The organism is Microvirga terrae (assembly GCF_013307435.2).
Classification (GTDB): domain Bacteria; phylum Pseudomonadota; class Alphaproteobacteria; order Rhizobiales; family Beijerinckiaceae; genus Microvirga; species Microvirga terrae.
Map to the genome: position 1 here is coordinate 3448362 of NZ_CP102845.1, position 12066 is coordinate 3460427.

12 protein-coding genes are annotated in these 12066 nt (G+C 64.6%); 4 read left to right on the plus strand and 8 right to left on the minus strand.

Annotated features, from left to right (window positions below; all coding sequences use genetic code 11):
• Positions 1 to 142: 142 nt before the first annotated feature.
• Positions 143 to 1231, minus strand: coding sequence for a TRAP transporter substrate-binding protein (locus HPT29_RS16215; RefSeq protein WP_173945239.1), 1089 nt, complete (start codon positions 1229 to 1231; stop codon positions 143 to 145).
• Positions 1232 to 1787: 556 nt separating this feature from the next.
• On the opposite strand from HPT29_RS16215, the gene HPT29_RS16220 reads away from it, so the two are divergent.
• Positions 1788 to 2558, plus strand: coding sequence for a hypothetical protein (locus HPT29_RS16220; protein WP_173945238.1), 771 nt, complete (start codon positions 1788 to 1790; stop codon positions 2556 to 2558).
• 116 nt (positions 2559 to 2674) lie between these two features.
• Here HPT29_RS16220 and HPT29_RS16225 read toward each other — a convergent pair whose 3' ends face one another.
• The 6 genes from HPT29_RS16225 to HPT29_RS16250 all read right to left on the minus strand — a co-directional run bounded on the left by HPT29_RS16225 (position 2675) and on the right by HPT29_RS16250 (position 8786).
• A complete protein-coding gene (locus HPT29_RS16225) occupies positions 2675 to 3721 on the minus strand; it encodes a S66 family peptidase (RefSeq protein ID WP_259060086.1) in 1047 nt (348 codons plus the stop codon).
• Between the two features lie 204 nt (positions 3722 to 3925).
• Positions 3926 to 5551 carry a chaperonin GroEL gene (gene groL, locus HPT29_RS16230; RefSeq protein ID WP_259060087.1) on the minus strand — a complete coding sequence of 542 codons (1626 nt, stop codon included), beginning with the start codon at positions 5549 to 5551 and terminating at the stop codon, positions 3926 to 3928.
• A 56-nt stretch (positions 5552 to 5607) separates the two neighbouring features.
• Positions 5608 to 5922, minus strand: a complete 315-nt coding sequence (gene groES / locus HPT29_RS16235) for a co-chaperone GroES (RefSeq protein ID WP_173945316.1) — start codon at positions 5920 to 5922, stop codon at positions 5608 to 5610.
• Positions 5923 to 6256: 334 nt separating this feature from the next.
• Positions 6257 to 6469 (minus strand): SlyX family protein, encoded by a 213-nt coding sequence (locus HPT29_RS16240; RefSeq protein WP_173945317.1) that lies wholly within the window; start codon positions 6467 to 6469, stop codon positions 6257 to 6259.
• Positions 6462 to 7217 (minus strand): oxygen-dependent tRNA uridine(34) hydroxylase TrhO, encoded by a 756-nt coding sequence (gene trhO / locus HPT29_RS16245; protein WP_173945318.1) that lies wholly within the window; start codon positions 7215 to 7217, stop codon positions 6462 to 6464. Before trhO ends, HPT29_RS16240 begins: the two co-directional genes overlap by 8 nt.
• Before the next feature lie 111 nt (positions 7218 to 7328).
• Positions 7329 to 8786: an amidase gene (locus HPT29_RS16250; RefSeq protein WP_173945319.1), complete on the minus strand. Its 1458-nt coding sequence runs from the start codon at positions 8784 to 8786 to the stop codon at positions 7329 to 7331.
• A 334-nt stretch (positions 8787 to 9120) separates the two neighbouring features.
• Here HPT29_RS16250 and HPT29_RS16255 point away from each other — a divergent pair, with 334 nt between their 5' ends.
• The 3 genes from HPT29_RS16255 (at position 9121) to HPT29_RS16265 (ending at position 10872) form a co-directional block, all read left to right on the plus strand.
• Entirely contained in the window at positions 9121 to 9906 is a 786-nt protein-coding gene (locus tag HPT29_RS16255) for a Crp/Fnr family transcriptional regulator (protein ID WP_173945320.1), read from the plus strand.
• Between the two features lie 157 nt (positions 9907 to 10063).
• Positions 10064 to 10288, plus strand: coding sequence for a hypothetical protein (locus tag HPT29_RS16260; protein ID WP_173945321.1), 225 nt, complete (start codon positions 10064 to 10066; stop codon positions 10286 to 10288).
• A 152-nt stretch (positions 10289 to 10440) separates the two neighbouring features.
• The gene (locus HPT29_RS16265) at positions 10441 to 10872 is read left to right on the plus strand and encodes a hypothetical protein (protein WP_173945322.1); all 432 of its coding nucleotides are present in this window, start codon (positions 10441 to 10443) and stop codon (positions 10870 to 10872) included.
• Between the two features lie 67 nt (positions 10873 to 10939).
• On the opposite strand, the gene HPT29_RS16270 is transcribed toward HPT29_RS16265, so the two are convergent.
• Entirely contained in the window at positions 10940 to 12058 is a 1119-nt protein-coding gene (locus HPT29_RS16270; protein WP_173945323.1) for a branched-chain amino acid ABC transporter substrate-binding protein, read from the minus strand.
• Between the last annotated feature and the right edge of the window lie 8 nt (positions 12059 to 12066).

Below are 12066 nucleotides of genomic sequence, written 5' to 3' on the forward strand. Positions count from 1 at the left end.
AGGCCGAACGAGGGTTGCCATGAGATCATCATTCCAGGCCCCGGATGCAACCCGCAAAGCCCCTCGCCCGGGACACCCCTGCCTTGCAAACGAAAAACCCGGCGCCTAGGACGCCGGGTTTCGCGATGACGGGAGCGATGCTCTAGCCGCGGGTGCGGGCGCGGATCATGTAGGTGTCGAAGGCGTACTCGGCCACCTGGAACCAGAGATACTCCTCGTTGCGGAAGGCGCGCAGCGAATCGATCAGCTTCTTGAAATCGGCGTTCTGCGCGGAGATCTCCGCATAGACCTCGTTGGTCGCCTTGTAGGCGGCATCGAGGATCTCGGGCGAGAACGGACGCAGCTGCGCGCCGGCGCCCACGAGGCTGCGCAGGGCGGCCGGGTTCTTGGCGTCGTACTTGGCCAGCATGTCCATGTTGGCCGCCATGCAGCCCGCCTGCAGGATCGCCTGATAGTTCTTCGGGAGCGATTCCCACTTGCCCTTGTTGAACAGGAAGTGGAGCGTCAGGCCGCCTTCCCAGAAGCCCGGATAATAGTAGTACGGGGCGACCTTCTGGAAGCCGAGCTTCTCGTCGTCGTAGGGGCCGATCCACTCGGCGGCGTCGATGGTGCCGCGCTCCAGCGACGGGTAGATGTCGCCGCCGGCCACCTGCTGCGGAATGACGCCGAGCTTCGACATCACCTGACCGGCGATGCCGGCGATGCGCATCTTGAGGCCCTGCAGGTCGGCGACGGTCTTGATCTCCTTGCGGAACCAGCCGCCCATCTGGGTGCCCGTGTTGCCGCCCGGAAGAGCATAGAGGTTGTGCTTGGCCATGAACTCGTTCACGAGGCCGATGCCGCCGCCGTGGTACTGCCAGGCATTGAGCTGGCGGGCGTTGAGCGTGAACGGCACGGCTGCGGCGGCCGCGAAGGTCGGATCCTTGCCGACATAGTAATAGGCGGCCGTGTGGGCCATCTCGACCGTTCCGGCGGACACCGCATCGGCAGCCTGGAACGTCCCGACGATTTCACCGGCTGAGAACGGCTGGATCTGGAACTTGCCTTCCGTCGCCTCGGACACGTACTTGGCCAGGAAATCCGCCCCGCCATAGATGGTGTCGAGGGATTTCGGGAAGCCCGAGGTCAGACGCCAGCGAATCTCCGGGTTGGACTGGGCGATGGCGGGCTTGGCGACGGCGCCTGCGGCGAGGCCGGCACCGGCGGTAGCGAGAAAATTACGGCGTTTCATAGGTGCCTACTCCAGTTCGAGGGCATGTCGCGCATTGAGGAAGGCTCGGTAACAGGCGATGGTTGCCCTTGAGTAAATTAGACGAAAGACTCGGCTCCTCGTCGGTTCATTCCGGCAACCGGCTTCATATCCCGACTGTTCCCAGCTCCTTCGGTCCGCCAAATCATTGATTGGCCATGGGTGTAGCTTCGCAGGACGAACCGCGCCTGACCGAACCGCTCCTGTCGCCGCCCGAGGAGCATGATTTTGGCGCAGCCCACCCCTGCCAAGCTTGCATGCGGAGAGCGTGAAATCGTTGCAATCAAGCCATTTGCGCCACCTCTCCGGGCAAGACGCAACAATGATATAAAGTAGATGAACATTGTCATCGCGGCGGAAAATAACGCTAGGAAGTAAAGTATGTGAATCGTGTAGCATTTACTTTTGTGAGCAGCAGTATTACATAAAATACCTCTTACGAGTCAGAGGATTACTTGCTTCAGGTCACAGATTTGCCACAGTCGGCCACTGAGTTTTACCTGAGCAAGGGGAAGAGCCAATGTGCTCTTATAGGCCGATGAAGAAGACGCTTATTTTGCTTGGAGCCACCATCGTCACGAACGGGATGATGTTCAGCGGGGCTGAGGCCCGGTTGGTCCGCTACGAGATCAACGGGAAGCAGTATTCCTACAGCACCAACAACATCGCCCAGACGGCCGAGGCCCGGAAGCGGATCGCGGCCGCGAAGGCGGCGGAAGCCGCCAAGGCGAAGGCCGAGACGGAAAAGGCCCGAAACCCTCTCGCGGCGGCTTTCGGCTCGACGACGCAGAAGGAAGCCAAGGCGACGGAGGAGCGGCTTCAGCAGATCCTGTCGGGCCCGACGGAGTACATGGCTGTGTCTCCGCCCGCTCCCGACCGCACCGCCGAGGCTGCCAGGAAGCCCCAGGAGAAGCTTCAGGAGAAGCTGGCGCGGCCCGCCCCTGAAGCAAGGCCCGCTCAGAAGCCCGTCACCGTCGTCCGCGCGCCGGCCAAGCCGGTGCTCGCATCCGCCGTCGCGGCCTCCCTGGTCATTGCTGAACCGATCAGTCCGCAGCGTCAGACGAAGGTGAAGTCCGTCTCCTTCGATATGCAGACCGGCATCAAGACGACGATCATGAACGACGGCACGATCGAGGAGGAGCCGTTCGACAGCAGCGCCCTCGCCGTGCTGGCTCCGGAAGCGGGGAAGATGCACAGCCTGACGGCTTTCGTAAACCAGTTGCGCAGGACCGCGCCCGAGGAAACGACGGGCTCGATCCAGACCAGCGTGGCGGACCCGGATGACGGATCTCTGATCAGGCACCGCTAGCGCATCGAGCAGGCCTTCGTGTTCCGCTCCCGGCGATGCGACAGCCATGAGAAGAAGTGTCGGACCCAAGGGCGAACCCGTCTTCGGGCCCGATGCTCTCGACGTCGGAAACCGCCTCAGCCGAGGCTCGCCGTCACGCCGGGCTCCAGAATCGTCAGCCGCGCCCGCCGGCAGTCGATTTCGGCCATGGCGCCGTAAGGCAGCGTGGCGATCGGGTCGGTATGGCCGAAATCGCACTCGGCCAGGACCGGCAGGTGCTCCAGTCCCGCTTCGGCGAGTGCGCGCAGGACTGCCGCCTCCTGCGCCGCCCTGTATGCCTGGTCCGTCTGGCCGCCCGGCCGTCCGAGCAGGATCCCGGCGAGGCGCGGCAGGATCCCCTGGGCGGTGAAATTGCGCAGCCAGCGCACGACGCCGGCGGCCGGCGGCGCCTCCTCCGATGTCTCGTAGAAGAGCATCGCCCCGTCCCAGTAATCGACGGGCGGCCACCAGTCCGAGCCCTTCAGCATCTCGAGAACCTCGGCGCATCCGCCCAGAAGAGGCCCGCGCGCGAAGCCGGTTCCCTGCAGGATGCGGGGTCCGGTCGAGGGCTGGAGCGTTTTGCGGCGCGTCTGGTTCGTCGGATCCTTCCAGGGCAGATGCTCGACGGTCCAGCCGTCGCGGTTCGGCGGGATTTCGCCGATGGGATCCGACTGAAAGACGGCCCTTCGCAGGCACTGTTCCGCGAAAGCGTGCATGCCGCCGTTTTCCGCAAATCCTGCCATGACCGTCGGACCATAGAACGAGCCGAGGCCGGCCTTGAGGCAGCCGAAATGCAGCACCGTTGGGTCCGAATAGCCGAGAAAGACCTTTGGATTATCCGCGATCACGGTGAGATCGACATGCGGGATGAGCCGGATCGCATCGTCCCCGCCGATGCTCGCGATGACGCCCCGAATCGACGGATCCGCGAAGGCCGAATGGATGTCCTCGGCGCGGGCCTCGGGATTCCGGTCGAGCCATGCGGCGTCGCGGCGGGCATGGGGCATGTCGACGGGCTCCAACCCGAAGACTTCGGACAGAACCCGTTTGCCGGCGTCATGGCGATGCGGAAAAACCGCCGGACCGCCCCAGCTCGTGGACACGACGGCCACACGATCGCCGGCCCTGAGAGCCTGCGGTTTCACCAGAGGTCTTCGCCACCATCGACCGGACATCACGCCTCCTTCCAACGCCGTGCCGGCATGATGGTCGCAGATCGACGGACCAAAGAAAACGGCGCCGCTTGCGCGGCGCCGTCCGTGAGCTTTCGATGACCTAAAGCATCGGACACAGAAGCAGGACCACTTTTCCCCGACGCGGCCCTCTGGGGCCGCACGATGCGCTAGCGCTTAGAAGTCCATGCCGCCGGCCGGCATCGCGGGCGCGGCTTCCTTCTTGGGCTTCTCGGCGATCATCGCCTCGGTGGTGATGAGGAGACCTGCGACGGACGCGGCATCCTCGAGCGCGACGCGCACGACCTTCGCCGGATCGATGATGCCGAGCTTGTAGAGGTCGCCGTATTCACCGGTCTGGGCATTCCAGCCGGCAGAGTAGCCCGTCGCCTCCGCCACCTTGCCGACGATGACGGAGCCGTCCTCGCCCGCGTTCAGGGCGATCTGGCGCGCCGGCGCCTGCAGGGCGCGGCGTACGATCTCGACACCGGTCTTCTGATCGTCGTTGGCCGGCTTCACGCCGTCCAGCCCCTTGAGGGCCCGCAGCAGGGCCACGCCGCCGCCTGGCAGGATGCCCTCCTCGACGGCCGCTTTCGTGGCGTGCATGGCATCGTCGACGCGGTCCTTCTTCTCCTTCACCTCGACCTCGGTCGCGCCGCCGACGCGGATCACCGCGACGCCGCCGGCGAGCTTGGCCAGACGCTCCTGCAGCTTCTCACGGTCGTAGTCCGAGGTGGTCTCCTCGATCTGCGCCTTGATCTGCGAAACGCGGGCCTCGATGTCGCGCCGGTCGCCGGCCCCGTCCACGATGGTGGTGTTCTCCTTCTCGATCACTACCTTCTTAGCGCGGCCAAGCATCTGCACGGTGACGTTCTCGAGCTTGATGCCGAGATCCTCGGACACGACCTGTCCCTTGGTCAGGACGGCGATGTCCTCGAGCATGGCCTTGCGGCGGTCGCCGAAGCCCGGAGCCTTCACGGCGGCGATCTTCAGGCCGCCACGCAGCTTGTTGACCACGAGAGTGGCGAGCGCCTCGCCTTCCACGTCCTCGGCGATGATGAGGAGCGGCTTGCCAGTCTGAACCACCGCTTCGAGCACGGGCAGCATGGCCTGGAGGCCGGAGAGCTTCTTCTCGTGGATGAGGATGTAGGGATCCTCGAGCTCCACGCGCATCTTCTCGGCGTTGGTGATGAAGTACGGCGAGAGGTAGCCGCGGTCGAACTGCATGCCCTCCACGACTTCGAGCTCGGTCTCCAGGGACTTGGCTTCCTCGACCGTGATCACGCCCTCGTTGCCAACCTTCTGCATGGCCTCCGCCAGCATGCGGCCCACATCGGCGTCGCCGTTGGCCGAAATGGTGCCCACCTGGGCGATCTCGTCGTTGGACGTCACTTTCTTGGCGTTCTTCTTGAGATCCGCCACGACGGCCTCGACGGCCATGTCGATGCCGCGCTTGAGGTCCATCGGGTTCATGCCGGCGGCCACTGCCTTGGCGCCCTCGCGCACGATGGCCTGGGCCAGAACCGTCGCCGTCGTGGTGCCGTCACCGGCGCGATCGTTCTGCTTGGACGCGACCTCGCGCACCATCTGGGCGCCCATGTTCTCGAACTTGTCGGAGAGCTCGATCTCCTTGGCGACGGTGACGCCGTCCTTGGTGATGCGCGGAGCCCCAAAGGACTTCTCGATCACCACGTTGCGGCCCTTGGGGCCCAGCGTGACCTTCACGGCATCGGCCAGAATATCGACGCCGCGCAGCATCTTCTCGCGGGCGTCCAGGGCGAATTTGACTTCCTTAGCAGCCATTGTTCGTCACTCCTGATGAGACGTAACGATGTGTGACTCTGATGGTGGGATCGGCCTTACGCGGCCTTCTTCTGGGCGGCGGTTTCTTCGAGCACGCCCATGACGTCGCTCTCCTTCATGATCAGGAGATCCTCGCCGTCGATCTTCACTTCCGTGCCGGACCACTTGCCGAAGAGCACGCGGTCGCCGGCCCTCACGTCGAGGGGAACCAGCTGGCCTTGTTCGTCGCGGGCGCCGGGCCCGACGGCGATCACCTCGCCCTGCTGGGGCTTCTCCTTGGCGGTGTCCGGGATGATGATGCCGCCCGCCGTCTTCTCCTCGGCGTCGATACGCCGGACCACGATCCGGTCGTGCAAAGGACGGAACTTCATGAAGCTTCCTCCAATGATATCAGCATGTTGACTGCTCAAGCGGAGCCTCTCGGGCCTCCGCGGTCGATGATTTGGTCTGGCAATCTTGACCGTTCAAGAGGGGGCGTGAAAATTTTTTGGCACTCTCCGGAACCGGATGCCAAGAGCTCATTTCGCGATGGAAGGTGGTCGCGATACAAGATGCCTGATGCCCGTCATCACCGACCTTGTGCCGGTGATCCCGATGATGTGAAGCACCGCGCCTCACCGGATTGCGATAGCCGGTGCGATCCCGGCCGTAACCAGAAGACGCCAGCGCAGTCTGCTAAGCGTCTCTGGCTACCGTTCAGGTCGACTAGTAGTGCGGCGGCGGGGGCTCGGAGGCGGACGGGCCGCCCGCATTGTCCTCGACCTCCTGGACCCGGTCGAGCAGCTCGTTGAGCTGGCGCTTCAGGCCATCGATCAGCTTCCACTGAGCGATGACCGTCTGGTTCAGGTCCTCGACCACCTGGTCCTGGTAGGTGAGGCGTACTTCGAGCGCTTCGATGCGGCCTTCGACGTCATTCATCGGACGGTCCCGTCTCACCCGAGCGCTCCACGAGCCCGTGGCCGAGCGCCACCCGTTCGTCGAACACGAAGCACCCCCCGTTCCAGCGGCTCTCCGCCTCCGGAACCTCCTCCAGGTATTTGAGGATGCCGCCCCTGAGGTGGAAGACCTCCTCGAAACCCTGGGCCAGCATGTAGGAGCTGGCCTTTTCGCACCGGATGCCCCCCGTGCAGAACATGGCGACCTTCCGGTGCCGCGTCGGGTCGAGTTCCGCCTTCACGAAGTCCTTGAACTCGCTGAAGCGCTTGATCCGGGGATCGACGGCGCCCGCGAAGGTGCCCATCTCAACCTCGAAATCGTTGCGGGTGTCGAGGAGCACGATGCCGGGCTCCTCCAGCAGCCGGTTCCAGTCGGCCGGCGACACATAGGTGCCGACGCGGCGCAGGGGATCGGTCTGTGGATCGCCCAGCGTCACGATCTCCTTCTTGAGCCGCACCTTCATGCGCTTGAACGGCATCTCGGCCGCGGTCGAGAACTTGAGTTCGAGATTGTCGAGGCGTCCCTCGAAAACTGCGCCGTCGCGCAATTCGCTCATCAGCGCGTCGATGGCCTCACTGGAGCCGGCCACCGTCCCGTTGATGCCCTCCTGGGCGAGCAGGAGCGTGCCCCTGATCCCGAGATCCAGGCAGATCCTGTATAGCGGGTCCTTCAGCTCCCGGTAGTCCGGCAGCGGCACGAACTGGTAGAGGGCGGCAACCTTGTATGTCATGCCGGCTGTTTATCAGCAGGCGCGGAGACGGGGAACCCACCTATCGCGGCCCTGATGTCGCTTCAACCCCGTCCGCTCCTCGTCATGGCCGGCGGCCGCAGACCTGCCACGCTACACTTTCGGCCAGGGCCGCCGGTCCGGGCACATCTCCTCCCAGGCCTGCGAGAGCCGCAGCACGCCTACGTCGTCGAAGCGGCGGCCGATGATCTGGAGCCCGATGGGGAGTCCCGCCGTCGTGAAGCCGGTATTGACGGAGGCGGCGGGCTGATCGGACATGTTGAACGCGACCGTGTAGCCGATATGCTCGAACGGCTCCTCCGGGTTGTGGATGGGAGATGCCAGTTCGGCCGGGTAGGCGACGCAGGGCGCCACTGGCGAGATCACGAAGTCGAAGCGGTGCGTGGCGGCGACGGCCGCGTGGCGCATCACCATCATCTGGTTCATGCCGCTGTAGACCGCGGCGCCGGTCAGGTCCCGGCCGCCCTCGGCCCATTGCAGGATGTAGGGCAGGATCTTTCCGCGATCCTCATCGCTCAAGGGAGCGATGTCCGTCCACGCCCGCTGGCGCCAGAAATCGTCCAGGCCGTCGAGCATTTCGCGGGTGATGAAGGGCGGCATCTCCTCGACGCTGGCGCCAGCCGCCGCAAAGGCTTTTGCGGCCCTCTCCACGGCCGCCCGGACCTCCGGATCGAGCGTGAGGCCAATGCCGGCCTCCATCATCACGCCGATCCTGAGACCCTTGAGATCGATGCCGAGATCGAGCCACGGCAGATCCTGATACGGCAGGCTCATGGGGTCGCGGACGTCCGGCCTCGTGAGGCTCGTCATCATCAGGGCCGCGTCCCGCACGGTGCGGGTCATCGGCCCGGCCACGCGACCGTAATAGGTCGGGTCGATGGGAATGCGGCCGAAGCTAGGCTTCAGGCCGAACACGCCGCACCACGAGGCCGGCAGGCGGATCGAGCCGCCGATATCGGTGCCGATATGGAACGGTCCGTAGCCGGCCGCCGCTGCAGCGCCCGCCCCGGCCGAGCTGCCGCCCGGGTTCTTCGCGAGGTCCCATGGATTGCGCGCGAGCGGATGGAAACTCGACAGGCCCGAGGAGAGCATGCCGTAATCCGGCATGGTGGTCTTGGCGAGAATGACCACGCCGTCCTCGCGGAGGCGCGCCGCCGCGGGCGCATCCTCGGCGGCAGGGACGAGCGGTCGCGCGGCCGTGCCGAGCGGCACCGGGACACCCTTTGTTGCGATGTTTTCCTTGATGGTCGCGGGAATTCCGTCGAGCGCCCTCGCCTGCCCGCTCATCCAGCGCTGCTCGGACGCACGCGCGTCGCGAAGCGCCGCGTCAGGATCGAAGGCATAGAGCGCCTGGAGCTGCGGCTCGTAAGCCTCGATGCGAGCGATCACCGCTCTCGTGACATCGACCGGCGACACCGCCTTCCGGGCATAGGCGTCGAGGAGCTCGGCTCCCGTCGAATCGGCCAGATCCTCCGGGCTGCCGTGCGTGCGATGCGAGGGCGATTGCGTGCTCAATGCAAAATTCTCCTGAAGGATTCGATCCCGGGCCATGCTGAAGCCTTCGGCGGGAGCGGTAAACCGGTTTCGTCCCTGCTGACGCGCATGGGCCCATGACGCCAATGCAGAAGCGGACTCGCGGGGTGATTGGAGGTGCTCTACTCTTTGGAGGCATGCCCGTCAGCTCATGGCACAAAGGCACCGCGTCGTCGTTTCCCAGCGGCGGGCATCCAGCGCCCGGCTCCCGGCAAGGAGAAATGTCCTGAGCCCGAACCGTCCATTCACGCGGACGGCGCGAGATTGAGCATCCTGACGCTGCCACGGTGTTGGTCTGTACGAATGTCCGGCCTGTTTTTCCGGGCCTCTCGAAAGCGGTGATGATCCTGCCATGAAAAATGGGACGAAGGCCGCTCTCCATCGAAGGAACCAGCTCCTCGCGGCACTGGAGCCCGACGACTACGCGTGGCTCGAGCCCCATCTCGAAATCGTCGAACTGCCACGCGGAAAGGTCGTGTACCAGAGCGGCGAGGCCATCCGGCACACCTATTTCCCCCATGACGCAGTCGTGTCCCTCGTGACCGATCTGCAGAACGGCGGCTCGGTCGAAATGGCGGTGTTCGGCCGGGAATCCGTCTTCGGCTTCGTGAGCGCCCTCGTCACCCGCCAGTCCTTCGGCCGCTACGTGACCCAGATCGCCGGCACGGCATCGCGCGTCGCCCTGGAGCGGTTGAGCAGGGCGCTCGAAACGCGTCCCGCCATTCGCCGCGTGCTCTTCCGCTATTCTGAGGCTCTCCTGACACAGACGCTCCAGACCGTTGCCTGCAACGCCGTTCACAGCGTGGAGGCCCGGTGCTGCCGCGCGATCCTGGGCACCCGCGACAGGACGGACACGGACGACATTCCCCTCACCCATGAAATCCTGGCCGAGATGCTCGGTGTTCAGCGGTCGAGCGTGAGCAGCGTCACGAGCGCGCTGCAGCGGATGGGCCTCATCAGCCAGGGTCGAGGCACGATCAGGATCACCAACCGGGCCGGGCTCGAGGACACCGCATGCGAGTGCTACCACGCGATCCGCCAGAGCTTCGAAAAGCTCATGCCGGAGGGCCGCCCGCAGACGGAACCGAGCCCCCGGTCTCGCCCGGCTCCGGCGCGCCATCGCAACAGCGCGCGCTGAATGAAGATTTCTTCCGGCTTTGTCGGCTTCCCAACAGACGGGGTAATCCTACCTTAGTATCGTGGGTCCCTATTAACGCAAAGTTAATACGAGGGAAGAGATGAACGATACTAGGTTTCATAACGAAGAAGCGAATAACGGGGCTCTCCTTCCTAGAATGTATTCCCCCTCTTTCCAGCCGTTGCTGCAGTCTCTTCTGGCAACCCTGGCCGATCTCGATTTCGACTACGAACAGGAGCGCGAGAAGCTCAACACGTCGCCCGATGCCAACATCAAGATCCGTGCTCTGGAGAAGCTGAAGGCCCGCCACTACGAGCGGCGGCAGCCCTACATCCAGCAGCTCGCAATTCTGCAGAAGCGCATGATGGAATTAAGAGCGTAGTCAAACGTCTCACCCTACGGCGTCGTTCGAACGCCAGCCGACGAAGTCAAGAACACCAGCTCTTTGGGGCATGGGCGCTCAGCCGGTCAGGCCGGGTGGGTGCATTCACAAGACCTGAGCCCATTCCAATGGCTCATGAGGGATTGCAGCCAATGACCGAGGAAGAAATCGAGATTGTCGCGGAGGAACTGGCCAAGATCGGGGGCGTGACCTGGTATCCGGGTCGGGAGAAAGGGACCCTGATGCGGGTCGTCTGCGACCGGTATCGCGACCGGGCCAGGGTGGCGATCGAAGCCCTCGAGCGCTACCGGGCCAGCCAGCAGGCCGCTCTCGCGCAGGACAACATGCAGGGTGACGCTCCGCCGACGACCTGCCGGGCCGCGGCCCGACCTCATGACATCAAACCCGGCTCGACGGTCATCTACCGTCCCCCGGGCGACCGGAGGGCCTATTCGTGCCGGGTGGTCGAGATCGAAGGCAACCGCGCTTATCTTGCCCCCATTCTCAGAGCCTGTACCGAATGGGTGTCGATCGAGCACCTCGTCCCGTCCCGGGAGCAGGACAAGGCCGCCGCCCGCGACTGAACCCGCTCCTGACGAGAACCAGGGCGGCTCCGACGGAGCCGCCCTTGCCGCTTCAGGCCGGCGCCCCTTACTGGGTCAGCTTGCTGTACGAGCCGCCCTTCCAGACGTTGATGTTGTATTTCGGATCCTTGATGTCGCCCTTCTCGTCGAAGGTGACCGGCCCGAGGACCGTATCGACGGTCGTGCTGCGCAGGGTCTTGGCCACGGCCTTCGGGTCCGCGCTCCCGGCCTTGCCGATCCCGCCCGCGATCGCCTGGACGGTCGCGTAGGAGAAAAGGGTGAAGCCTTCGGGCACGAAGCCGATCTCCCGGAACTGCTCGAGGGCTCCCTTGGCCGTGTCGCTGTCGCGACCGTCCGGCGGGAACGTGAACAGGGTTCCGTCCGCCGCAGGGCCGGCCACGGCGCCGAATTCCGGCGTGGCGATGCTGTCGCCCATCATGAGCTGGAACTTGAAGTTCTGGTCTGCCGCCTGGCGCATCATGAGCCCCGCTTCGGTGTGGTAGCCGCCGAAATAGAGGAACTCGACGCCCTGGCTCTTGAGGCGGTTGACCACCGCCTTGTAATCCTTCTCGCCCGGGTTGATGCCCTCGTAGAGAACCTCCTTGACGCCGGCGCCGTTGAGGGATGCCCTGACCACGTCCGCAAGGCCTTTGCCATAAGCGCTCTTGTCGTGCAGGATCCCGATCTTCTTGGTTCCGTAATTCTGCTTGATCCACGGCCCGATGAACTTGCCCTGGGCATCGTCGCGGCCGTAGAGCCGCATGATGGTCGACCAGCCCTGCTCGGCTGCCTTGTCGGTCATGGCCGGGTTGCTGGACGCCGGGCTCATCATCAGGACGTCCGCCTCGGCATAGACCTCGGAGGCCGGGATCGAGGAGCCCGAGCAGGCGTGGCCGTCAACGAATTTGATGCCCTCGGCGATGATGCGGTTGGCGATGGCGACGGCCTGTTTCGGATCGCAGGCGTCGTCGTAGATGACGACCTTGACGTTTTTCCCGTTCACGCCGCCGCTCTTGTTGATGGCCTGCGCGGCGAGCTCGGCGCCATGCTTGAGCTGCTCGCCGATGGTGGCCACGGCACCAGTCATCGGACCGGCCACCGCGATGGTGATGTCCTGCGCGCGGGCAAAGCCGCTTCCGGCCAGCAAGGCCAGGATGGACAGGTGACAGACGTAGCTTCTCTTCATGGCGGTGC

Bases quoted from the DNA above. Each gene is read 5' to 3' on its own strand.
- HPT29_RS16270 (WP_173945323.1), bottom strand. From the start codon at position 12,058: ATGAAGAGAAGCTACGTCTGTCACCTGTCCATCCTGGCCTTGCTGGCC.
- HPT29_RS16250 (WP_173945319.1), bottom strand. From the start codon at position 8,786: ATGGCCCGGGATCGAATCCTTCAGGAGAATTTTGCATTGAGCACGCAA.
- HPT29_RS16220 (WP_173945238.1), top strand. From the start codon at position 1,788: ATGAAGAAGACGCTTATTTTGCTTGGAGCCACCATCGTCACGAACGGG.
- HPT29_RS16265 (WP_173945322.1), top strand. From the start codon at position 10,441: ATGACCGAGGAAGAAATCGAGATTGTCGCGGAGGAACTGGCCAAGATC.
- HPT29_RS16255 (WP_173945320.1), top strand. From the start codon at position 9,121: ATGAAAAATGGGACGAAGGCCGCTCTCCATCGAAGGAACCAGCTCCTC.
- HPT29_RS16260 (WP_173945321.1), top strand. From the start codon at position 10,064: ATGTATTCCCCCTCTTTCCAGCCGTTGCTGCAGTCTCTTCTGGCAACC.
- trhO (WP_173945318.1), bottom strand. From the start codon at position 7,217: ATGACATACAAGGTTGCCGCCCTCTACCAGTTCGTGCCGCTGCCGGAC.
- HPT29_RS16240 (WP_173945317.1), bottom strand. From the start codon at position 6,469: ATGAATGACGTCGAAGGCCGCATCGAAGCGCTCGAAGTACGCCTCACC.
- HPT29_RS16215 (WP_173945239.1), bottom strand. From the start codon at position 1,231: ATGAAACGCCGTAATTTTCTCGCTACCGCCGGTGCCGGCCTCGCCGCA.
- groL (WP_259060087.1), bottom strand. From the start codon at position 5,551: ATGGCTGCTAAGGAAGTCAAATTCGCCCTGGACGCCCGCGAGAAGATG.
- groES (WP_173945316.1), bottom strand. From the start codon at position 5,922: ATGAAGTTCCGTCCTTTGCACGACCGGATCGTGGTCCGGCGTATCGAC.